The sequence below is a fragment of the Embleya sp. NBC_00888 genome, from assembly GCF_045207655.1.
Classification (GTDB): Bacteria; Actinomycetota; Actinomycetes; order Streptomycetales; family Streptomycetaceae; genus Embleya.
The window spans coordinates 1,386,973-1,408,373 of record NZ_CP108785.1; the positions used below are offsets into that span (position 1 = coordinate 1,386,973).

The window sequence follows — 21,401 nt, forward strand, 5'->3', positions numbered from 1 at the left end:
GGTCGTCCAGGCCGTGTCATTGCTGTTCGTCGTCGTCTTCGTGACCGTCAACACCCTCGTCGACCTGGTGAACGCGGCCCTGGACCCGCGGACCGCGCGGAAGGAAAGCCGATGAGCGGTACAACGGCCGGCACAACGGACGGCCCCACGGCCGGCTCCGACATCACGGCCGAGGCCGGGCCCGAGAACCCGCCCGCCACACCTGCCCGACGCGGCGACCGCGTCACCGTGACCGCGGCCTGTGTCGTCGGTGCCTTCGTCCTGCTCGCCCTGGTCGGACCGTTCATCACACCGCACGACCCCAACGCCGTCGACCCGTTCGACGTCAACGCGGGACCATCGGGCGCGCACCTGCTCGGCACCGACGACACCGGCCGCGACATCCTGTCCCGCATCATCTGCGGAGCGCGCGCCGGATTGGCCGCACCGGCACTGGTCGTCGCCTTCTCGACCGCGGTCGGAGTGCTCCTCGCGCTGACCGCGGCCTGGTTCGGCGGCTGGGTCGACCGCATCGTCTCCGGACTCCTGGACGTCGTCTTCGGCTTCCCGGGGCTGATCCTCGCGGTGCTCGCCGCGGCCGTGTTCGGCGCCGGGCTCGTCGCCCCGGTCGCCGCGCTCTCCATCGCGTACCTGCCGTTGGTCACCCGGGTGGTGCGCTCCGCGGCGATGAAGGAACGCGCACTGCCCTACGTGTCCGCCCTGCAACTCCTGGGGGCACCCACCCGCCGCATCTGGCTCCGCCACCTGCTGCCCAACCTCGCCCCACTCGTCCTGGTCCAGGCCACCATCGGCTTCGGCTACGCACTCCTGGACGTCGCCGCGATCTCCTTCATCGGCCTCGGCGCCCAACCACCGGACCCGGAATGGGGTCTCATGGTCTCCAACGGCGCCGCCGGCATCCTGGCCGGCCGGCCCCAGCAGTCGCTGTTCACCGGACTGGTCGTGCTCGTCGTCGTGGTCGCCTTCAACCTGCTGGGATCGGGACTCTCCCGGCGCCTGCCGGGAGGGAACACATGAGCGTGACCGAACCCCCGACCGCGCCGCTGCTGGAGATCGGTGCCCTGCGCCTGGACCTCCCGGTCGACGGCACTCCCGAGACCGTCGTGCATCGGGCCGACGTGAGCGTCGGGCAAGGCGAAGCGATCGCCCTGGTCGGCGAATCGGGGTCCGGGAAGTCGCTCACCGCGCGTTCGGTGCTGCGCCTGCTGCCGCCCGGCGCGCGGTTGCACGGCACGCTGCGCTTCGCCGGCGAGTCGATCCCGGACATGACCCGCGAACGGCTGCGTGCCTACCGGGCGGGCGAGGTGGCGATGGTCTTCCAAGACCCGCGCGCGCACATCAATCCGACCCGCGGCGTCGGCGACTTCCTCATCGAAGGCCTCACCACCGCGTGCGGGATGCCCGCCTCCGCCGCCCGGACCAAGGTCGCGAGCCTCCTGCGCGAAGTCGGCATCCCCGACGCCGAACGCCGCATGCGCCAACGCCCCTGGGAACTGTCCGGCGGCCTCCTCCAACGCGTGATGATCGCCGCCGCCCTGGCCACCGAACCTCGACTGCTGCTCGCCGACGAGCCGACCACCGCACTGGACGTCACCACCCAGGAGGAGGTGATGGCGATCCTCGCCGAGGCCCGACAGGCTCGCGGCCTCGCCATGCTGTTCATCACCCACGACCTCGAACTCGCGGCGGCCGTGTGCGACCGCGTCGTCGTCATGTACGCGGGCTCGACCATCGAACAGGTGCCCGCCGCGGCGCTCCACGAGAACACCGCGCACCCGTACACCCGGGCCCTGCTCGCCTCGCGGCCCGCCGTCGGAGACCCGAAGGCCGAACTGCGCGCGATCGGCGGACGGCCGCTGTCGGGCTTCGAGATACCGCCCGGATGCGCGTTCGCCGCACGATGTCCGCGGGCCGCCGAGCGCTGCCGCACCGACCGGCCCGAACCGCGCCCCGCCGGCCGGAGCACGGCCGCGTGCCATTTCCCGCACACGACCGCTCCGGCCCACGCCACCGCACCGAAGGAGGCCGACCGCCGTGCTTGAGGTCGCCAACCTGCGCAAGGTCTACGGCGGTTTCGTCGCCGTCGACGACGTCGGCTTCACCCTGGCCGCGGGCGCCTCGCTCGCGGTGGTGGGGGAATCGGGGTCCGGCAAGACCACCACCGCGCGCATGATCGCCGGACTGGAGCCGGCGACGGGCGGCCGCATCGTGGTCGCGGGAGTGCCCCGCCGGCCCGGACAAAGGGGCGGCGTGGGCCGCCGGACCCGGGCGGGACGGATCCAAATGGTCTTCCAGGACCCCTATTCGTCACTCGACCGCCGCCAACGGGTCGAGGACGCGGTGGCCGAAGCCGTCGTGCTCCATCGCCCGCTCAAGGGCGAGGCATTGCGCGCCCGGGTCGCGGAACTCCTGGACATGGTCGACGTGGACGAGCGCCAGGCCCGTTCACTGCCGAAGGGACTCTCGGGCGGCCAACGCCAGCGCGTGGCGATCGCCCGCGCGCTGGCCGCCGAACCACGGGTGCTGATCCTGGACGAGGCCGTCGCCGCACTCGACGTGTCGATCCAGGCGCAGATCCTCAATCTGTTGGCCCACATCCGCGAAAGCACGGGCACCGCATTGCTGTTCATCACCCACGACCTCGGCGCGGTCCCGTACGTCAGCGACGAGGTGCTGGTGATGCGCGCCGGGCGCGTCGTCGAACACGGCCCGGTGGACCGGGTTCTCGGCGCACCCCGGGACGACTACACCCGCCGTCTCATCGACTCGATCCCCAAACCCGGCTGGAGGCCGCGCCGGCGCGGCCTCGACGCGGCGTGACGCCGCCGGACCACAACCCGCGTCCCCGATTCCATCGTCCCCTTCCCTCCCACCGAGGAACCCTCATGACCTTCACCCCCGCCCTCGAGTTCGCCTTCGAGATCCGCGCCCACGTCGCCGAGACGCTGCACATCGGCAATGGCGACGGCGAGCGAACCGAGTTCACCCCGATCGTCGGCGGCACGGTCGCCGGCCCCTGGTTCACCGGCACCGTGCTGCCCGGCGGCGGCGACTGGAGCAACACGCGCGGCGAAGTCTGCGAACTGGAGGCGCGCTACCTGATCCGCGCGGACGACGGCGCGGTCGTCGACATCGTCAACCGCGGCTACTACCACCCGGCACCGGAGGGCCCCGACCAGTACGACGGCGACCTCCAGGTCACCGAGAAGGGCCACTACTACCGCACCTCGCCGATCTTCCGCACCGACGCCCCGACCCACCGCCGCCTCACCGAGACCGTGTTCGTCGGCCTGGCCCGCCCGGACGGGGAAGACGTGGTGGTGATCAGGATGTACGCGGTGGGCTAGCCGGACAGGGCCTGGCCGGGTGGGCGCGCGAGCGCGCGTTCGCCGCCCCGAAGACACGCCCACTCGCCCGCGTCTCCATAATGTCGCCGTGACCCTCCCCATCCCCGAGCCGGCGGCACTCGCGGCACCCGCCACACCCGCGGCGCTCGCCGCCCCGGCGGAGTCCGCCATGCGGGTGTCCACGTTGGAGCTGTTCTTCGGCCTGGTCTTCGTGTTCACGGTGACCCAGTTGACCACCTCGATCGCGCACGAGCTGAACCCGACCGGGATCACCCGGGTGGTGCTCATGCTCGCGCTGATCTGGTGGATGTACAGCGGTTACGTGTGGCTGACCAATACCGTGCCGCCGACCACGCCCCTGCGGCGCGGCCTCCTGATGGTCGGGATGGCGGGCTTCCTCGTGGTCGCGTTGGCCGTCCCGCACGCCTTCGACGGTACCGGGGAGGCGTTCGGATTCGGTTATCTGATGTTGTCCGGCGTGCACTTCGCGATGTTCCTGGCCTCCGGCGGCACCCGGCAGGCGTTCGTACGGATCGCGCCGTTCAACCTGTCCAGCACCGCGTTGATCGTCATCGGCGGCTTCCTCGACACCAACGCGCAACTCGCGGTGTGGGCCGCCGCGCTGGTCGTGCAGATCGTCACGCCGTACGTCGCGGGCAACGACGGCTTCGGGTTGAGCGTCCCGCACTTCGTCGAACGGCACGGTCTGGTCGTGATCGTGGCGCTCGGCGAGTCGGTGATCGCGATCGGCGTCGGCGCGCAGGGGCTCGCGCTGAACGCGACCCTGATCGCGACGGCGGCGTCGACCCTGACGGTGTGCTTCGCCATCTGGTGGGCGTACTTCGGCGCCGAGGACGACGAGCACGCCATCGCGGTCCTGGAACGGCTGGAATCGAAGGCCCGCAACCTGCGCGCGCTCAACATCTACGGGTATGTGCACTACGGAGTACTGCTCGGCATGCTGTTGTTCGCGGCCGGCGTCAAGGGAGCGATGGCGCATCCCTCGGACCACCTCGACACCGTGCACGCGGGCACGCTGGTGGGCGGACTCGCGCTCTTCCTCGCCTCGGTCGTCGCCACCCGTCGGGCCTTCGGGATCACCCCGAACGGCTACCGGATCGGCGCCGTACTGGCCGTGCTCGCCACCATCCCGATCGGCCGCTTCGGCTCGGCCCTGGCCCAGATCACCACCATCGCCACGATCCTGATCGTGTGCGGCACGCTGGAAACCCGCCACCGACACCGACACCACGCCGACGCCGCAGGCTGACCCCATCCTCGGTGTCGTCGCGGACGGCGAACGCGGCCGCCGACGGCGATTCGAGCTGCGCGTCGGCGGCGGAGCGTCGGTGCGGAGCGGGCGTCGGTCGGCTCCCGCTCGGGCTTCGGTCGCGGCGGCACGCACGGTGTCGGGCGCAGCCGAGCCGCGCACGGTCGGCGGGACCGGGCCGGCCGCGGCGATGCCGAACACCCCGCCGACCGTCCGACCCGGCCCCACGAATCGTCACCTGCCGGCCCGCCCGTCCCGAGCCGTACCCGTCACACCGCGAAGCGACGCGGATTCCTCAACAACACATGCGGGTGCGGGAGACCGAGCACACGGTGCCGCAGGTCTGGGCGGCGACGTCGATCTCGGTCAGTCCTCGTTCGGTCGCCGCCCCTCCGACGTAGAGGGAACCGGCCGGGTTCTCCACGCCTCGGGGTGATGCGGCGCCCGCGCGCCAGGCGGCGACGATCTCGTCGACGGGGATGCTGTGCGATGTCGTACGCATGGCGACACCTCTCGTCTTCCCTGGATGCCCGGACCTCTCGATGCGGAGACCCGGTGGTGCGTGGGCGGCGCTCGGCCGCCCCGGTCCGGAGCGCAAGGTGCGGAGCCCACCGTATCGCCACGACACAGCGGAAAACACCCCCGGAGAACGTGCGTTGCGTAAGCGTCCGGCACACCGTCCCCCTCGCCCCGGCCGGTCTTCGGCGATCGCCGCCACCGGGCCGGATCGCGCCCCCACGCGTCCGCGGCGGACGCCATCGACCTCGCGCGTGCCGGAGGGCCAACCCACTGCGACTGAGGGGTTGTCGATACGGGTACACGCCCTTGTCCCACGACCGGGGCGCGTCCGGCACCGACGCGATCCGGCCCTGTTTCCACGTGTAAGGAGAGTGCCGTGACATTCGCGTCCGAACCTCGACCACCCACACCGCCACCGACGCCGACGCATCACGAACCCGCCACACCCACCGCGCAATTCGAGACCTGGGGACCCCCGCCCGGACCTCCCGTCCTCCCTCCACGACACGCCTCACGCACGGCCCGCAGGGATCCGACCCCGTCCCGATCCACCTCCCACTCACCCCTGACACGTTCCGCCCCCGCGCGCCCGACACCGACCACATCGGCGCCCCCGACGGCGGGAACGTCCGGCAATCCGTTCGAAGAACCGTCCCTGGACCGCACGCGGCAGACCCCGGACGACGCGTCGCAGACGTTGCTGCGAATGACGGCGACACACCGGCCGATCCCCGACGTCGCTCGCATGATCGCGATCCTGAGAGACTGCCCCGGATCCGCCGCCGACGACGTCCTGCGCGAGGCGGCCATGACACGACCCGTGAGCGACCTCGTACAACTGGCGGAACTGCTGCGCGCCCCCGCCCACTCCGCACAGGGCAAGCACCCCACCGCCCAACCCGACCCACCCCACCCGCGATAGGCCGGCCGGCGCGGCGGGCGTCGGTGGCAGGGACTGAGCGATTGCGCAAGTGGGTACACGCCCTCGTCCGGCGACCGGGAGCGTGTCCGGTACAGGCGCGGTCCGGCCGTGTTTCCACGCGCAGGGAGAACCCCGTGACCTTCGCACCAGACCCCGAACCATCGACGCCCGCACCGCTGCCCAGGCATCACGAACCCCCCACGCCGAGCGCCTATTTCGACACCTGGACGCCCCCGCCCGGCGCTCCCCCGCGACCCGCCTCGCCGCCGACCCGCCCGGGCGGCCCGGCGCCTTCGTGGTCCGCCCCCGCACCCATGACGCCGCGTTCCGATCCCTTCGCGCACCCGGCATCGGGCAGCCCGGTCGAGGAACCCTTCCACGACACGAGGGACGACTTGCCGGACGACGCGGCGGAGACGTTGCTGCGCCTCGCGACCACCCATCGCTCCGTCCCCGAGGTCGCACGGATGATCGCCATCCTGGGCGACTGTTCCGGACTGGCCGCCGACCAGGCCCTGCGGGAAGCCGCGATGACACGGCCGGTGAGCGACCTCGTGCTCCTCGCGGACCTGTTGAGCAACCCCACCCACGCCAGACAGGGCAGGCGCCCGGTCGAAGCAGGCGACCCGCACCACCCGGGCGGACCCGCCGGCCCGGGGAATGCCGGCGTGTCCCCACCCCTGCCGGCGGCGTTCACCGCCTCCGCGTCACCGGCCAAGACACCGTCGGCAGCCACCGACAAGGTCGCGGGGACGGCTCTGCGCTGGGCCATCGCGGTGGGCCTGGCGGTATCCGGACTGGCACTTGGCAGCGCCATCCCCTCCAGCATCCGCACACCCCCATACGCGGCCGGGTGGTTCGCGCTGTCGGGTCTGGTGTGCCTGTTCCTGGCCGGGGTCACGGCCGTGCGCGCCGGTCGCGGCACACGCCTGGCCGCCTTGGTGGCGGGGTGCGTGACGATCGCCACCGCGCTCGTACCGCGACTGGTCGCCGACGCCGGGAGCAGGTTCGACGCGTGGGGCCCGATCGCCCTGGGCGCCGGCACACTCACCGCGCTGTGCGCGGCGGCCGTCCTCACCCGGCCCGCCGACCCGCCCGACACCCGGGGCCCGCGCCGACGGATCGACTTCGAACCGTGGGAGGCCACGATGCTCGAGAACCGCCCCAGCAGCACCACCCGCCTGCTCGGCTGAACCCGAATCTTCGCGGAGCCGGGCCGGCGCGCCGAGACCGGCAGACGCGCCCACCGCTCCCCACCGAACGAGTGCCCGCGTGACGAACGGGAACGGCCTCGACCACACGCACGCGGTCCGGGGCCGTTCCCGCCGTCCGTTTCCACCGGCGACGGTCCTTGCCATCCGTGACCGGATGGCAAGGGCCTTCGTCACGCCTGGGCCGCCCCGATTCCCGGCTGTACCGCACCGGTGGGGCCCGCCTTGCCGGCCGGATCCCGGTTCGACGGATCCCGGTTCACCGGGGCACGGTGATGCCCGGCGGACCGGCTCACTTGTACTGCGTGGTGACGTTCACGCCGCCGAAGGTCTGCGCGGCGGCGAGGGTGAAGTAGACCCAGCCGGACGGCGGGGCGGCGATCGTCAAGGTCTCGCCGTTGCCGGCGTTGGTGGACTTCGCCTGGTGGTTGCCGGTGGTGGCCCAGGTGCTGCCGCCGTAGTACAGGTCGGCGTTACCGGTGCCGCCGCTGCTGGTGATGGTCAGCTCCTTCGCGCCTGCCGGCAGGTACAGGAAGTGGTAGCTGTAGTTGCCGGTGGTGGCCGCGAGGTTCTCCCGGCGGCAGTTCTTGTCGAACTGACGGGGGTCGGCGTTGGTGCAGAGCGGGGTGGACGAGGCCTCCGGCAGGGGGCCGCAGTCGTCGGTCGCGCAGGTGGTCGTCAGCCAGGTGGCGAAGCCGGCGTCGTAGCGGGAGCCGATGGTCTGCTTCAGGAAGGTGCGGGCGCCGGCCCAGTCACCCGTGCGGTACTTGCCCAGCACGGTCTCGACGTCCGCGGGGTGCGCCTGGAGCATGTAGCGGACAGCCAGGAAGCCCCACCGGTAGACCCGGGCCGAGTTGACGTCGGGGTCCTCGGTCTGGTCGTAGACGGTGTCGAACAGCTCGCCGAGCGTGTAGGTCTTGGTGCCGGCCACGGCGATGGCGTCGGCGTTGCGCTCGTTGCGGTACCCGAACGAGACGTTCTCGGCGATGCCCTCGACCCACCAGATGGTCGGCGTGGTCATGCCGGCCTCGAAGTCGCCGTACATGTTGTAGCGGCCGTCGAGGTAGTGGGTGTACTCGTGGTTGAGGTTCCAGATCTCGAAGGACGGACGCAGCCAGTCCGCCTCGTGGGCGATGAAGCGGGCCTGGTTGCCGGCCTGGGTCGGGTTGCCCTCCTCGTACGTGCCGCCGTTGTCGACGTCGACGTTGTAGATGGCCCAGGCGTACAGCGCGTATTGGGTGTAGTCGTCGAACGCGACGACCTCGAGGTTGGTGTTCACGTCACCCGGGATCGCGCCCTTGTCGCCGATCACCCGGTGGAAATAGGCGTCCTGGTTGATCAGGCTGTTGCAGGTGGTGGCCAGTTGCCCGGGGGACATGTCCTGGGCACGGAACTTCAGGTTCGGGTTACAGGAGTGCTGGATCGGCAGGACCACGGGGAGCACCCGGTCGGCGAGGTCACAGATGGCGTACGCCGCACAGTTGTTCCGGTCGAACTCGCGCGTGTACCAGGCCAGGTTCATGGTGAGCGGCGCGGTCGGACCGACGTTCGGGTAGCGGTTGATCAGGTCCTTGAGCAGCGGCCGGACCCGGTCCTTGAGTTCGGGGACGTCGAGGGCGTAGCCGAGGAAGCGGCCGACGTTGCTGACGACGTCCAAGCGGTTCAGTTGGGCGTTGTTGCGGATGATGAAGTCGGACCAGGTGTCCAGGATCGCGGGGTCGGCCTTGAGGGCGGCCCGCCAGCCGCGGCCGTCGTTCTTGGCCTTGAAGCCGTTCTCGACGACCCACTCGACGTGCTCCACGGCAAGGGTCATCCGGCCCGGCCACGTGCCGCCGTAGCCGGCGAGCAGCCACTTGACGACGCCGGCGTACCGGCCGGCCGTGTGGGTGCTGTCGATCAGCGTGACGACCTCGTTGAGGGTCTCGCCGTTGGCGTCGGTGACGTCCTTGCTGCGCGGGGAGGCGAAGAAGGCGTCCAGCGCGCCGCGGGCCGCGGTGTCCAACGCCGGGCCGTAGTCGCCGACGGCGTCCGCGTGGTTGTCCTGCACGTAGTAGCCGGCGCGCAGGAACATCACCAACTGTCCGATGGAGGTGGTGTTGCTACCCGGGTACGTCGCGGAGGTGTCGCGCAGCGCGTCGGCGACGGTGACCATCTTGGCTTCGCGGAAGGCCGTGCCCGCGGTCTCCCCGGTGAGGTTGAACAGCGGGTAGGTGCAGGTGACCCTGGGGAGGGCCTTGAGTTGTCGGATCAGCGCGGCGCCCGAGGAGTCGATCACTCCGGACAGGTCGCCGCATTCGTCCGCGGCCGAGAACTGCCCGTCCGCCCTGGCGGGTTCGGCGGTCGGGGCGGCCGGCGTGGCGGACTCCTCGGCGCCTTCCTGCGAGGAGATCTTGAAGCCGAAACTGTCGGTCCTGGCATCGGGTGACCTGGGGACCGGGATCGACCGCCGCGCCGGGGCCGCGGCTTTGGCGGCGCTTACCCCGGCCGGGGTGGTGGCGCCGGCAACGACCGTGGTGCCGGCGGGGGCGGGGGCGGCCTGGCTCTGCGGCGCGAACAGGCCGAGCGCTATGAAGAAGGCGACGCCGAGCGCAGGGATTCTGCGCGCGTTGGCCTTCGATATCCGGGAGAGACGCATCTGTGGAGGCCTCCGGAGCGTTGTGGCCGCGTAACTGGAACGCAGCCTGGCGGTATGCGACATGTAACATGGCACATGTCGCATCGCGCCGGAAGAGCCTGAGGCGGAATGCCGCCCCACCACTACCGAAACGTCCTCATATTGCGAAGCCGAGCGGGACGAGGCGCGTCCGCCGGCTGGGCAGCGGGCGCCGCCGACTCTCCGGTCGGGTGCGCGAACGGGCCTGCGTACGGCGGGTGTTCCCAACGGCGGTCCGTTGCCGGCAAGCTGCGGCGACTCCCGTGCGGCGGACCACCCCCGCGCGCCGAACAGTCCTGTGCCCTCGGCCCTTCGCGATCGGATCTCGCCCGCCGACGAGCGACCCGGTGGCCCCGGCGAGTGTTCTCATCGCCGGGGCCACCCGAGACCGCCGCGCCCCTTCGACGCCGACGCTCAGCCACACCCGAAAGGCGGTCGGCGGTCGGGCGTCAGCCGTTGTGGGTCGTGCCCGGAACCACGATCGACTGCTTGTGGTGGAAGAGGTTGCGCTGGTCCCAGATGCCCTTGGCAAGCTGTAGTCGCTGGTAGTTCTGCTTGTAGTAGAGCCGTGGGTAGAGCGGTGCAGGGTCCGTCGCGATGCCCAGATCGACATCCGGGTAGTTGACGTACGCGCCGTCCGTGCCCAGGTCGTGAGTCGCGTCGCTGACTTCGGGAACGCCGCCCGTCTCCGCGTAGACCTCCCGGTAGAAGCCGTTGATGAACTCCAGGTGAGCCGTGTCCTGGGCCGGGTCGGTCCAATAGGTCTGATATTGAAGCTTCATGCTGGAGTCCCGCTGCGGAACGGCGGTGTCGGACGACCCGACAGCGTTGACCCGGCACCCGTACGAGTCGACCTGAACCAGCGTCTGGGTCAGGTCGACGTTCGGCTCGTCACGAGTCAGCCAGTTCCAGATGCCCGCGATGTTGCCGTCCGAGAACGGCTTTCGGTGATAGGCGGATTTGTACTTGCCACGCTGATTCGCCCCCGACCCGTTCAGCGTCATGGTCGCCTGCAACCAAGGCATCTGACGGCGCTTCTCCGGCAGAGGAAGGAACAGGCCACCCGCGCTGGTCGTCTGCATCGCCGAGTCGGTGGTCAGGCCGGACTCGATCTCCCGTAGAAACGCGTCCAGCGGGGCGACGTCCTCACCGACCCACTGGCTGAACAGGGCGATGTTGCCATTCGTCTTGTGCGTGAGCTTCAGGATGCTGAAGAGTTGGTGGTAGACCTTCTCGTCCGGGCCGCTGTGCGCGGCGAAGAACTCGCCGAAGTTCCGCAGAAGTCGATCGAAGTCGTAGCGGTTCTTCACGAGGTCGGCCCAGGGCCAGGAAATGCTGCTGAGCCACACCCGCGGCGGCGGAGTCGGCAGGTTCTCGGCGAAGTAGTAGCGCAGGACCACGCCGAAGTTCCCGCCGCCACCACCCGTGTGCGCCCAGAACAAGTGCTCGGTGTCCGAGCCATCGCGGTCGTCACGGTGAGCCGCGGTCACCTCGACCCGGCCGTCCTTGACCGTGACGACATCCACCTGCACCAGATGATCGACCGTCAACCCGTCACGCCGGGAGAGCACGCCATAGCCGCCCCCACAGATGTGACCACCTGCCCCCACCGAATAACAGGACCCGCCCGGGATCGTCACCCCGTACTTGCGAAACAGCTCGTTGTAGATATCCCAGTTGGTGGTTCCGGACTCCACACAATGGGCGGTCCGACCGTACTTGTCCTTCGTACGATAGACGCCGTTCATGGTGCTCATATCCAGAATGACGCCACCGGTGTTCTCCACGAAATCCTCGTAGCAATGGCCACCGCTCCGCACGGTGGGCCGCAGATCTCGCTCCAGCGCGCGGCTCACTCCGGCGACCGCGTCCGCGTCGCCGGTGATGAGCTGGATGTAGCACGGCTCGCTGGTCCACCGCTGATTGAATCCCTGGCTCAGGGTCTCGTACCGCCCGTCCCCGGGGAGTACGCGCAGGTCACCGTGGTCGGCCGGACCACCCGGCGCAGGGATGACGGGCTCCGCCTCGGCGGTTCCGGCCGGGCCGAGCGTACCGAGAGAGGCCCCGGCGACAACCGCTCCGGCGACACCCAGGAGCCCTCGTCGGGAAACCTCGTGATCCTGACCCATGCGCCAAATCTCCTTCGCCGTCCAAAGCTCGGAAAATCGTATGGGAAGATCGCCCTCGATCACCCGCCGGGAAATTCCACAGCGAATGCCCAGGTCTCTTCACCGGGAAATCAATCGAAGCTAACATCACCCCACCGGAATTCCACCACGACACTCCGGGCCGACCGACCAGGAACCCGAGACCCACGAATTCACGCTTCCGTACCCGGCGGACGGATGTCGTGGGCCGGGTTCGGTTCCGTCAGAAGCCGGTGAGGGTGAGTTTGCCGATCGTGCCGCCGGATTCCTGGAGTCGGTGTGCCTCGCGGAGGTTGGCGGCGTTCACCGGACCGAGGTCGCGGGTGGCGGTGGAGACGACGGCGCCCGCGTCGACGAGCCGCGCGACCTCGGTGAGGATGCGGTGCTGCTCCTGCTGGTCGGGGGTGGCGAACATCGACCGGGTGAACATGAACTCCCAGTGGAAGGCGATGCTCTTGGCCTTCAGCATTCCGATCGGCAAGGAGTCGAAGTCGTCGACGGCGACGATCGCGCCGAACGGCTTGAGCACTTCGGCGTAGACAGGCAGGTTGCGTTCGGTGCCGGTGGTGCCGAACACGTAGTCCACGCCGTCGGGTGCCGCTTCGGCGAGCTGCGGGGCGAGCGGTCGGTGGTGGTCGACGATGTGGTGGGCGCCCATCCGACGCGCGAAGTCGGCGCTCTCCGGGCGGGACGCGGTGCCGATGACGGTCAGCCCCGTCCGGGCCCGGGCAAGCTGCGCGACCATCGATCCGACGCCGCCCGCCGCGGCGGTGACCAGCAGGGTGCCGGTGGCGTCCGCGAGTTTCAGGTGGTCGAACAAGCCCTCCCAGGCGGTGAGCGAGGTGAGGGGCAGCGCGGCCGCGTCGGTGAAGGACAGCGCGGCCGGCTTGCGGGCGACCAGGCGTTCGTCCACGGCGTGGAAGCGGGCGTTGGCGCCGGGCCGGTTCAGTGCCCCGGCGTAGCAGACCTCGTCGCCGACGGAGAACAGGTGCACCTGCTCGCCGACCGCGACGACCGTGCCGGCCGCGTCCCAGCCGAGCACCCGTGGCTCGCCGCCGGGGTCGGCATTCTGCCGGATCTTGTAGTCCACCGGGTTGAGCGCCACGGCTTCGACCCGGACGAGCAGGTCGCGCGGTCCGGGTGCAGGTACGGGGAGTTCGAGGTCGAGCAGGCTCTCCGGGTCGTCGGTCGGAAGGTTCTTGCGGTAGGCGACGGCGGGCATCGTCGACGGGATCGCGTTCATCAGGAGTCCTCGCATCGAAGTGTGGCTGCGGCCCGGACCGGATTCCCACCGGGCCGAAAACACGGTAGGCGAAGGGAAGTGGTTACCCGCAAGGACAACAAGTACCCATCGGATACCATGCAGACCATGACCACAAAGACCAGCGACTGCGGCGATCCCGTCGACGTCTACGCGGCAGCCTGCCCATGCCGCGACATGCTCGACCTGCTCGCCAACAAGTGGAGCGCGCTCGCCCTGGGCGCTCTGGAACAGGGCCCGCAGCGCTTCGGCGCATTGCGTACCCGCCTACAGGGGATCAGCCCGAAGGTTCTCACCCAGACCCTGCGCCGGCTGGAGGACCACGGGCTGGTGCACCGCGAGATCTACGCCGAGGTGCCGCTGCGCGTCGAGTACAGCCTGACCCCGTTGGGCACCGACGCCTGCGCGCCGCTCGCGCACCTGCGGACCTGGGTGGAGCAGAACATAGCCCGCTTCCCCGCTTCCGCCTGAACACCGGGCAGCCATCCGTCCGATCAGCGACAACGACCTGCTGTGCTCGGGCGGATCCATGCCCGGGCGGCCGCCGCGCCGGCGGCCGCCATACGCGACGTCGTCCGAGCCGGGTACGCCCGCCCGGTCGAGTACGTGCGCGGGCTCCTCGGGTATGGGCGGGCCCGCACAGCGCACCACGGCCGTCCATGTGTGGACGGCCGTGGCAACGCCGTCTGCCTCGTCACCCACCGCGCGCGGGAAGCGCCTTGGTGAGGACGTTCATGCCTGCACGCCGCGCAAGGCGTCGACCGACTGTTCCGCGACCACCGCGGCCACCGCGGCCGGCTTCGGGTCGGCCTTGCTGGAGCCTCCTCGGCGGGGCTTCACGACGCGAGGAGGAGCGGTTGCGGCCGCGTCCGAGACGGCGAAGCGCCGCGTCGAGACCTGGAATCCGCTCACGCACAACGCCTGGAGCTCGGCTCCCGCGCTCGGGACGTCGGGCAGGTCCAGCGTCGTGGCGAAACGCCCGCTCGGTTCCAGCCGGACCCGGTCGATGGGCAGCGGCTTCGAGGGGCCGCCATCGACGACGCCGGGCGCGAACTGGAAGTGGATCGTCGAACAGTCGAGGGCTCGTGCCTCGGCGACGGACTCGATCTCGATGACGGCGGAGCCGGATCCCGAGCGGACCCGGATGTCGATCTCGGGGCCGGGTTCGCCGTATGGATGCTGGGTCGAGCTGCCACACGTTCGGCAGGACACGGTCACTCGGTCCAGGACGCCGGGGTAGGGGCTGGTGAGCACCACGCGTTCGCCATGGATCCCGCAGCGACCGCAGGGTTTGGTGGCGCCGGTTCGCACGACGTGGTGGGTCGCGATCAGTGCGTCACAGAGGTGCCCGAACCATCCCGCGTGCGCGGTCAGGCGAGCCAACGCATCCGCCCACCGCAAGGCGTGGTCGTTCACCTCCTTGGCGAGCGAGACGCTGTTCGGCTCCGCCGCGGCCGAGCGAACGGCCGCGAGGATCGAGGCCTGCGCGTCGTCGCTGTGCAGGCGCATGGCGCGGAGCGGTCTCGCACCCGGATCCGTGGTCCCGTTGCGAAGTTGTGCTCCCAGGTGGTGATGAATGCGATCCACGGTCGCGATGTCTTGCAACCACGCCCTGATCCGGGGGTTCGACGCCGCGATGGTGACGGACTCGCCGTTGAGTCTGTCACCGAGATGAGTGACGGTCACTGCTTCCTCCGAGAATGAGGCTCGGGCGCCGTTGCCCGGCCGAATGCTCGGAGCCTGCCCACAGCCCGACGACACTGTCGAACGACAGGCCCCGAAAGCCGGTTCACCGCTGTCGCGGCTCTCCGGAGGGGCTGACCAACCCCGTCGGACCATCCTGCGCTCGGGTTCGGCCGTTGCCTAGTACTCCAGGTAGCGAGATCTTGGGTGTGGGGCCGACAACTTCGAGGCCTGCTCCCGGCCGACCATCCCGCCCACGAACACCGAGGGTGTCCTGGGCGACTCGTCGGGACGCGCCTGCCGCTCGAATCGTTCGGTGCCGACGGCGCCGACTACGGACGTGGCCACGGGTTGGGCGCGCACGTGGCGCCGCCGGTGACGAGGGTCAGTGTCTGCTGCATCATGACCGGCGCGGGAGCGCCCAACCGTTCACATGTCTCGTGCATGTGGCCGAGTCGATGGCCTACCTCGTGGTTGATCAGCATGCGTCGGTAGTTCGCCAGGTCATCCCCGTAGGTGGAGGATCCCGTCCCCCATCTCCACGCGTTGAGCATCACCCGGCGGGTGGAGGCGACGTTGCAGGAAACCCGTTGTTCACCGGTATCCAAACCGTCCTTGGCGCACCACGAGTTGACCGTTCCCGTACTGGCCACGGTCACGGTGAAGGAAGACGCACCCGAACTCACCCGCTCCAGGCCGATCGTTCCGTCACCTCCCCAACTCCGCGCGTCGTTGAGCGTCTCGTGCACGGCACGGGCGAGGTATCGCGCGTCGATCTGCAGGCCCTTCTCGATCTGCACGCGATAACGCAGCACCCGATTTCCGCCCTTGGCCGCGTCATGACCCGGCACGGTGAGGAATTGCCCGGAGAGCGCGAGGTCGGCCGGTATCTCCGAACGCGCCGCAAGCCACTGGTCGTACGGCCGCGTGTCCGCGGCGGCGGTGACGTACTTCTCGGATTCCTTGTCCTCCGGTTGACAGGCGACCGTCGTCAAGAGCAGCCCCGCCACCAGGACGGCCGGCGAGAGAGTTCTGCGTGCCCAGTTCACGGTTGCTCCCACTCCCCCGTCTTCGCCCGGTTCCGGTATCCGTCGATCGCCGAAGGCGAGCCGGGGCTCCCGTCCGGGACGATGAGTATCCTCTCGCACGCGCCAATGCCGCTTTCGGGCGGGGGACTTGCCGGGCACTCTCACACTTCCCGCGCTGCGCCGGTCATGAGCGCCCGAGGGCTCGGGGTGCCGGATCGGCCGGGATCCGACCGGCGTCGAGGAGTGCGGCGAGGCGGCGTGCGGACGCGTTCGGCGTACCGCGAGGGCCGTCGGCAGCTCCGGGGCGGGCGCGGAGCGGGATCAGGTCCAGGCCCGGGCTGCGGGTGACTCCGCGCACGAAGGCCGCGTCGAGTTCACCGGCTCGCCCCGCGGCCGGGTCCGCGCGGTCAGTCGACGTACAGGCTGGAGCCGAACTCCTCCGTTGCCCGGCCGCCCGGCGGGACGACCCTGACCGGGTTTCCCGTGCAGTTGGGCCCGCTGTAGATCAGGACGTATTCGCTGGTCCTGTTCGCGACCGCGAGGGGCATCACCTTGGCGTTGTAGCAGCCGCCGGGATTGTTGACGACCCGACCCGTGTCGAGGAACACGATCGTTCCCTTCGCGGCGGAGGCGCAGGCGGGCACGGCGAGGGTGATCGCACCCGTGGCGGCAAAGGCCGCGAACATCGTTGCGGCACGGCGCACGCTGGGCTCCCGGAACGGTCCGACGCGAATACCATCCACTCGCCTGGCACGCGGTACCCACCCACCGAGGGAAGCGACCACCCCCGCAGCGAGGTTCACCCGTTCGCCGCCGGATCCTTCGGCAAGGCGCCGGCGCAGACCGTCGTGGATCGGATCGGCTTCGGACACACGGCCGTTGGCGAGCGGATCCGGGTTCGTCAGGCCGACGGCCGCAGGTCGAGGTCGGGTGGCAGCAGGCCGGGTACGAGGTCGTCGAGCCCGACGAGGTAGCGACGGGTGCGGGGGACTTCGCGGCGTGCCGAGGAGAACGCGCCGACGCCGGCGGGCTCGGCGCGCTCGGTCACGGCCGGTTCCGGATCGGTGACGTGGTCGAGGATGTGGCGGTAGCGTTCCCGGAGTTCGGCGTCCGACCGCGCGGCCCGGAACGGGTCCAGGACCACCTTGACGCGGTGTCCGTCGCCGTCACGCCATTCACGGATGACCCACATGGGGTTCACCTCCGAGATCATCGGCCCTGCACCGTACAGCGCGCGAGTGACACCGGGAAGATCTTTCCCGACTTCCGAACGCCGACCCGCCACGCGCCTGGCGGCAGCGGGCTTCGGTCGGCGTACGCGGACGGCTCCGCACCGGCGACCGAGACACACGATCAGCGGCCGTCCGCGGCACCCTGTCCTCGGGTGCGCAGACGGCCGCGGGCTTGCGGCCGCCGCCTGGTCGGCCGCTACGCCACGCATGTGCGGATCAGGCGCGGCGGCCGGCTCGGTCACGATCGAACGGGGCGGTGGTCCACGACGAGGGCTGGGGCCGATGCGGACGGCGCCCCGATCCCGCGTGGCAGTGCTCGCTCTCGTCGGTCCCGCGCCGTCGGTGCGCGCGGTCCGGCCACCGTCCCACGCGGCGGTCACCCACGTGACCGAAGAAGTTTCGACGACCGTGTCGATCGAGCCGAGTCCCGTTCGTCGTCACGGCAAGGGGCGAAGAAATCGCCCCGCAACCCCGTTCGAACGGGCGACACCGCCCCGTCCCAGGAGGACACCATGACCGCAGACGTCGGCATCACGACCGGCACCCTCGAGGTTCCCGGCGCACGCCTGTACTACGAGGTGCGCGGCACCGGCCCGCTGATCGCGCTCGTCGGCGCCCCGATGGACGCGGCCGCCTTCGCACCGACGGCCGACCTGCTCGCCGCCGACCACACCGTGCTCACCACGGATCCCAGAGGCATCAACCGCAGCCCGGTCGACGACCCCGACCAGGACTCCACCCCGGACCTGCGCGCCGACGACCTGTCCCGGCTCATCACGCACCTGGACCTCGGGCCGGCCGCCGTGCTGGGCTCCAGCGGCGGCGCCGTCACCGCGCTGGCCCTCGCCCGGACCCGACCCGACCAGGTGCACACCGTCGTCGCCCACGAGCCTCCGCTCGTCGAACTCCTAGACGACCGCGAGCGCCTGCACGCCGGGACCGACGACATCATCGCCACCCGCCTCGCCGGCGACGTCACCGGCGCCTGGAGCAAATTCATGGCCCAGGCCGGCATCGCACTGCCCGAGGGCGCGATCGAGGCGATGTTCGGCGGCGAACGTGCCCCTCACGAGGAGGCGGACGAACTCCGCTGGTTCGCGCACGAACTGCGCCCCACCACACACTGGCGACCGGACCCCGCCGGCCTCCGATCGGCGACCACACGCATCATCGTCGGCATCGGCGACGCCTCCGCGGGACAACTCTGCGACCGCACCTCCCGCGCCCTGGCCACCGCACTCGGCGGCGAACCCGTGCTCTTCCCCGGCGACCACACCGGCTTCGTCGACGACCCCGCACAATTCACCGTCCGGCTGCGGGAGGTTCTGTAACCGACCCCACCCGCGCTCGGCCCTCACCACCGCGAGGACAGGCCGGGGAGCAGCGGTCCGCCCCATCCTCCCGGACCCAGGACACCGCGCGCTCCCTCCTCGATGGGCACCGTTCCGGAAACGACCGCCGACACGTCCGGCCGTGCGCAAGCCGGAACGGCCGCCCGAACGTTACTGCCCGATGGAGCAGGACGCCTCGCCCTGGTGGTGATGGCCGCGCGTTCGGACGGCCGCGCGTTCGGGGGGTGTCATTGCGCCGAGCGGGCGGTACACGGGCCGCCATGCTCGAGAAGGCGCCGGCCACGACGAGCCACGCCAAGGTCAACCTCGCAGCGCCGCTCATCCTTGATGCGGTTGCTCTCGGTGACGCTGCCGGGCCGAACCGGCGCGACGGGAACGATGGCCGAACCGTCATCGAGGGTGATCGCGGCAAACGGCTGTAGCTCGATCACCCGGTTTCGCTTCAGCACGAGGTGGTATGCACGCTCATCCGACGATTGTTCCCGTACCTGGTCCAATGACCGAGTTCAGCGGCACACGCAGTGCCTGCGGAGATGGAGGGCCCGGTCATGCTCAGCCCCCGCGGCATCCTTCAGGAGATCCACCGAGACGACGAGGCATTCCGCCTGTTCTGCAGCATCGCGGCCAAAGGCGAGAGCCAGGGCGGGTGGGAGAACGGGCGAATCGCCGCTTTGGTCTCCGACCCGGAACTCGCGCCCAAGATCGCGCGGCACGGCGCCGACGAGGACAAGCACGGACGCATCTTCAACGCCATGCTGCACCGTCGCGGGCTCGATCCGGTCGACGTCCCGCCCGAGACGGACTACTGCATGCTGCTCGAACGTCAAGGCTTCGGCCTCGCCCACGACCGGCTGCGCCGCGGCGAGCCGATGACCGAGGCCGACATCGTCGAATACCTGGTGCACAGCCGCGTCACCGAGCAGCGCGCCGCCGAGGACATGCGGATGCTGAGCCGATACCTCGGCGACGAGCCCGACATCGGCAAAGGCATTCGGATGATCTGCGACGACGAGGAGAACCACCTCGCGTATTGCCACGAGGAGCTGCTGCGCCTGTCCGCGCGCGACTGTGCGACGGACATCGGGCGCGCCCTACGCAAGACCGCCCGCGCCGAAATCAAGGTGAACCGCGATGTGAGCCTCGCGGTGATGGCCCGCATGGGTCAGCTGCTCGGCTGGTCGCGCGGTCGACGACTGGCCCTGAAGGTCGGCATCCACGCGGCGTACGCCTACGACCGGCTGTGGGGCACACGCCGCATGGTCGACCTGCGCCCCCCGAAGCGCGTCAACGCCATGGGACCGAGACCCACCGAACCCCGGACCGTATAGCACCGCCCTCGTGCGCGCCGATCGCCCCGCACGAGAACGCCCGCACCCGTGACAGCCGGCGGACGTGCCCTGGGGACGGACCAACCGGTCCGTCCCCAGGAGGAGTCGGCATGCCGGCCGGCTCCTTGTCGGTGGCGTTGTGGCGATGGCACAAGCCTCGTTCGCGGACCCCCTGCAGAACCATCCGCCGATCCGCACATCATGATGACGAATTGCGCCGACGGGCAGCCGCGGTCGGCGGCGGATCACGCCGCGGCCAAGGCCTCCGTCGGGGGCAGGCGCGAGGCGCGGATGGCCGGGTAGAGGCCGGCGACGGCGCCGATGACCAGGGTGGCGCCGAAGCCGCCCACCGTCGCCCAGGCCGGGATGACCGCGTCCCAGTCCCGGGTGCTCGCGTACCCGGTGGTGACCGCCATCCCGAGGATGACACCGGCCAACCCGCCGAGTGCGGAGAGCATCAGCGACTCGACCAGGAACTGGGTGCGGATCTGGCCGCGTGTGGCGCCCAGTGCGCGGCGGAGACCGATCTCGGCGCGGCGTTCGAGCACCGTGACGACCATCGTGTTGGCGACCCCGACGCCTCCGACCAACAGTGCCACCGCGCCCAGCCCGAGCAACAGGCCGGTGAACGCCTTGTCGGTCGCCTGCCGCGCGGCCAGCGCGTCGGAGGGTCGCGAGACCTTGACCTCGTTCGGGTTCCGCGGGTTGGCCGTACGCGCGAGCACGTCGCGCACGGCCGCCACCGCCGCATCGGCCGAACGCGTGTACACGGTGGTCGGGTGTCCGTCGAAGCCGAGGTAGGTGCCGGCCGCGGTCCACCCCACCAGGGCCGTCGCGTCGAGTTCGGGCGCGAGCGGCACCGGGTCGAGGATGCCGACGACGGTGAACCAGCGTCCGCCCAGGTACACCTGGACGTCCGGGCCCGGCGCCCCGACGCCGAGCCGGTTCGCCGCCGACCCGCCCAGGACCGTCGCCGGGTAGCGCTCGGTCGCCCCGTTGAACCACGTGCCGCGCCCGACGGTGGCCCCGACCGTCCCGGGCAGGGCCAGGTGCGCGGCCGCGACCGTGATGCCGCCGCTCTCCGCAGCCGGGATGCGGTCGTTGCGGTAGACCTTCGCGGACTTGACGACACCGGTCGCGGCGACCTGCCGCACCGGGCCGATCCGGGCGATCGTCGCGGGTGCCTCGTCCGGGAGCGACGCGGTGCCGCTGGTCAGCGAGTTGCCGGGGGCGACGGTCAGCAGGTTGGTGCCCAGCGCGGCGAGGCGGGCGTCCAGGTCCGCGCGGCTGGACGTGGAAATGCCGGCGACGGCCGTCATCGCCGCGATGCCGATCGCGATGCCGAGTGCGGACAGGAACACCCGCAGCGGGCGCGTGCGCAGTCCGACGGCACCGACCGCGGCGACATCGCGCGGCCGCAGCCGGGCCGGAGTGTGAACGGTTCCCAT

Annotated in this window: 21 protein-coding genes; 10 read left to right on the forward strand and 11 right to left on the reverse strand. The window is 70.6% G+C overall.

The genetic code is table 11. The features are described 5' to 3' along the window. The first annotated feature begins 111 nt into the window (after positions 1-111). From OG948_RS40320 to OG948_RS40340, 5 genes are all read left to right on the forward strand, one after another. On the forward strand, positions 112-1,017 hold the full coding sequence (locus tag OG948_RS40320; protein WP_331769942.1) for an ABC transporter permease: 906 nt from the start codon (positions 112-114) through the stop codon (positions 1,015-1,017). Further along, positions 1,014-2,042 carry an ABC transporter ATP-binding protein gene (locus OG948_RS40325; RefSeq protein ID WP_331769943.1) on the forward strand — a complete coding sequence of 343 codons (1,029 nt, stop codon included), beginning with the start codon at positions 1,014-1,016 and terminating at the stop codon, positions 2,040-2,042. The genes OG948_RS40320 and OG948_RS40325 overlap by 4 nt, the downstream gene beginning before the upstream one ends. Further along, positions 2,035-2,820 (forward strand): ATP-binding cassette domain-containing protein, encoded by a 786-nt coding sequence (locus OG948_RS40330; RefSeq protein ID WP_331769944.1) that lies wholly within the window; start codon positions 2,035-2,037, stop codon positions 2,818-2,820. The genes OG948_RS40325 and OG948_RS40330 overlap by 8 nt, the downstream gene beginning before the upstream one ends. A gap of 65 nt (positions 2,821-2,885) precedes the next feature. Beyond that, complete coding sequence (locus tag OG948_RS40335) at positions 2,886-3,347, forward strand: DUF3237 domain-containing protein (RefSeq protein WP_331769945.1); 462 nt, start codon at positions 2,886-2,888, stop codon at positions 3,345-3,347. Between the two features lie 88 nt (positions 3,348-3,435). Then, entirely contained in the window at positions 3,436-4,617 is a 1,182-nt protein-coding gene (locus OG948_RS40340) for a low temperature requirement protein A (protein WP_331769946.1), read from the forward strand. A gap of 295 nt (positions 4,618-4,912) precedes the next feature. Here the strand turns inward: OG948_RS40340 and OG948_RS40345 are convergent, their stop codons facing one another. Next, the gene (locus OG948_RS40345) at positions 4,913-5,119 is read right to left on the reverse strand and encodes a DUF6229 family protein (RefSeq protein ID WP_331769947.1); all 207 of its coding nucleotides are present in this window, start codon (positions 5,117-5,119) and stop codon (positions 4,913-4,915) included. A gap of 723 nt (positions 5,120-5,842) precedes the next feature. On the opposite strand from OG948_RS40345, the gene OG948_RS40350 reads away from it, so the two are divergent. Continuing rightward, positions 5,843-6,058, forward strand: coding sequence for a hypothetical protein (locus OG948_RS40350; RefSeq protein WP_331769948.1), 216 nt, complete (start codon positions 5,843-5,845; stop codon positions 6,056-6,058). Positions 6,059-6,192: 134 nt separating this feature from the next. Further along, complete coding sequence (locus OG948_RS40355; protein WP_331769949.1) at positions 6,193-7,251, forward strand: hypothetical protein; 1,059 nt, start codon at positions 6,193-6,195, stop codon at positions 7,249-7,251. 310 nt (positions 7,252-7,561) lie between these two features. Here OG948_RS40355 and OG948_RS40360 read toward each other — a convergent pair whose 3' ends face one another. From OG948_RS40360 to OG948_RS40370, 3 genes are all read right to left on the reverse strand, one after another. After that, positions 7,562-9,904, reverse strand: a complete 2,343-nt coding sequence (locus OG948_RS40360) for a collagenase (protein ID WP_331769950.1) — start codon at positions 9,902-9,904, stop codon at positions 7,562-7,564. A gap of 467 nt (positions 9,905-10,371) precedes the next feature. Continuing rightward, the gene (locus OG948_RS40365) at positions 10,372-12,114 is read right to left on the reverse strand and encodes an FAD-binding oxidoreductase (RefSeq protein ID WP_406300561.1); all 1,743 of its coding nucleotides are present in this window, start codon (positions 12,112-12,114) and stop codon (positions 10,372-10,374) included. Positions 12,115-12,292: 178 nt separating this feature from the next. Next, positions 12,293-13,312 carry a zinc-binding alcohol dehydrogenase family protein gene (locus OG948_RS40370; RefSeq protein ID WP_331769952.1) on the reverse strand — a complete coding sequence of 340 codons (1,020 nt, stop codon included), beginning with the start codon at positions 13,310-13,312 and terminating at the stop codon, positions 12,293-12,295. Positions 13,313-13,438: 126 nt separating this feature from the next. Between OG948_RS40370 and OG948_RS40375 the strand changes: the two genes are divergently transcribed. Then, a complete protein-coding gene (locus OG948_RS40375) occupies positions 13,439-13,801 on the forward strand; it encodes a helix-turn-helix domain-containing protein (RefSeq protein ID WP_331769953.1) in 363 nt (120 codons plus the stop codon). A 261-nt stretch (positions 13,802-14,062) separates the two neighbouring features. Here OG948_RS40375 and OG948_RS40380 read toward each other — a convergent pair whose 3' ends face one another. From OG948_RS40380 to OG948_RS40400, 5 genes are all read right to left on the reverse strand, one after another. Then, positions 14,063-14,839, reverse strand: coding sequence for a hypothetical protein (locus tag OG948_RS40380; RefSeq protein ID WP_406300562.1), 777 nt, complete (start codon positions 14,837-14,839; stop codon positions 14,063-14,065). Between the two features lie 354 nt (positions 14,840-15,193). Further along, positions 15,194-15,361, reverse strand: coding sequence for a hypothetical protein (locus OG948_RS40385; RefSeq protein ID WP_331769955.1), 168 nt, complete (start codon positions 15,359-15,361; stop codon positions 15,194-15,196). Next, the gene (locus tag OG948_RS40390) at positions 15,346-16,062 is read right to left on the reverse strand and encodes a DUF3152 domain-containing protein (RefSeq protein ID WP_331769956.1); all 717 of its coding nucleotides are present in this window, start codon (positions 16,060-16,062) and stop codon (positions 15,346-15,348) included. Before OG948_RS40390 ends, OG948_RS40385 begins: the two co-directional genes overlap by 16 nt. A gap of 386 nt (positions 16,063-16,448) precedes the next feature. Continuing rightward, entirely contained in the window at positions 16,449-16,745 is a 297-nt protein-coding gene (locus OG948_RS40395) for a hypothetical protein (protein WP_331769957.1), read from the reverse strand. 197 nt (positions 16,746-16,942) lie between these two features. Continuing rightward, positions 16,943-17,233 carry a hypothetical protein gene (locus tag OG948_RS40400; RefSeq protein WP_331769958.1) on the reverse strand — a complete coding sequence of 97 codons (291 nt, stop codon included), beginning with the start codon at positions 17,231-17,233 and terminating at the stop codon, positions 16,943-16,945. A gap of 552 nt (positions 17,234-17,785) precedes the next feature. On the opposite strand from OG948_RS40400, the gene OG948_RS40405 reads away from it, so the two are divergent. After that, positions 17,786-18,604 (forward strand): alpha/beta hydrolase, encoded by an 819-nt coding sequence (locus OG948_RS40405; RefSeq protein ID WP_331769959.1) that lies wholly within the window; start codon positions 17,786-17,788, stop codon positions 18,602-18,604. Positions 18,605-18,852: 248 nt separating this feature from the next. On the opposite strand, the gene OG948_RS40410 is transcribed toward OG948_RS40405, so the two are convergent. Further along, positions 18,853-19,122, reverse strand: coding sequence for a hypothetical protein (locus tag OG948_RS40410; protein ID WP_406300563.1), 270 nt, complete (start codon positions 19,120-19,122; stop codon positions 18,853-18,855). Between the two features lie 51 nt (positions 19,123-19,173). On the opposite strand from OG948_RS40410, the gene OG948_RS40415 reads away from it, so the two are divergent. Beyond that, positions 19,174-19,953, forward strand: a complete 780-nt coding sequence (locus OG948_RS40415) for a ferritin-like domain-containing protein (RefSeq protein WP_331769961.1) — start codon at positions 19,174-19,176, stop codon at positions 19,951-19,953. Positions 19,954-20,198: 245 nt separating this feature from the next. Here OG948_RS40415 and OG948_RS40420 read toward each other — a convergent pair whose 3' ends face one another. Beyond that, positions 20,199-21,401 carry an ABC transporter permease gene (locus OG948_RS40420; RefSeq protein WP_331769962.1) on the reverse strand — a complete coding sequence of 401 codons (1,203 nt, stop codon included), beginning with the start codon at positions 21,399-21,401 and terminating at the stop codon, positions 20,199-20,201.

Bases quoted from the DNA above. Each gene is read 5' to 3' on its own strand.
- OG948_RS40400 (WP_331769958.1), bottom strand. From the start codon at position 17,233: ATGTGGGTCATCCGTGAATGGCGTGACGGCGACGGACACCGCGTCAAG.
- OG948_RS40420 (WP_331769962.1), bottom strand. From the start codon at position 21,401: ATGGGAACCGTTCACACTCCGGCCCGGCTGCGGCCGCGCGATGTCGCC.
- OG948_RS40320 (WP_331769942.1), top strand. From the start codon at position 112: ATGAGCGGTACAACGGCCGGCACAACGGACGGCCCCACGGCCGGCTCC.
- OG948_RS40345 (WP_331769947.1), bottom strand. From the start codon at position 5,119: ATGCGTACGACATCGCACAGCATCCCCGTCGACGAGATCGTCGCCGCC.
- OG948_RS40325 (WP_331769943.1), top strand. From the start codon at position 1,014: ATGAGCGTGACCGAACCCCCGACCGCGCCGCTGCTGGAGATCGGTGCC.
- OG948_RS40370 (WP_331769952.1), bottom strand. From the start codon at position 13,312: ATGAACGCGATCCCGTCGACGATGCCCGCCGTCGCCTACCGCAAGAAC.
- OG948_RS40405 (WP_331769959.1), top strand. From the start codon at position 17,786: ATGACCGCAGACGTCGGCATCACGACCGGCACCCTCGAGGTTCCCGGC.
- OG948_RS40335 (WP_331769945.1), top strand. From the start codon at position 2,886: ATGACCTTCACCCCCGCCCTCGAGTTCGCCTTCGAGATCCGCGCCCAC.
- OG948_RS40380 (WP_406300562.1), bottom strand. From the start codon at position 14,839: ATGCGCCTGCACAGCGACGACGCGCAGGCCTCGATCCTCGCGGCCGTT.
- OG948_RS40350 (WP_331769948.1), top strand. From the start codon at position 5,843: ATGACGGCGACACACCGGCCGATCCCCGACGTCGCTCGCATGATCGCG.
- OG948_RS40360 (WP_331769950.1), bottom strand. From the start codon at position 9,904: ATGCGTCTCTCCCGGATATCGAAGGCCAACGCGCGCAGAATCCCTGCG.
- OG948_RS40415 (WP_331769961.1), top strand. From the start codon at position 19,174: ATGCTCAGCCCCCGCGGCATCCTTCAGGAGATCCACCGAGACGACGAG.
- OG948_RS40375 (WP_331769953.1), top strand. From the start codon at position 13,439: ATGACCACAAAGACCAGCGACTGCGGCGATCCCGTCGACGTCTACGCG.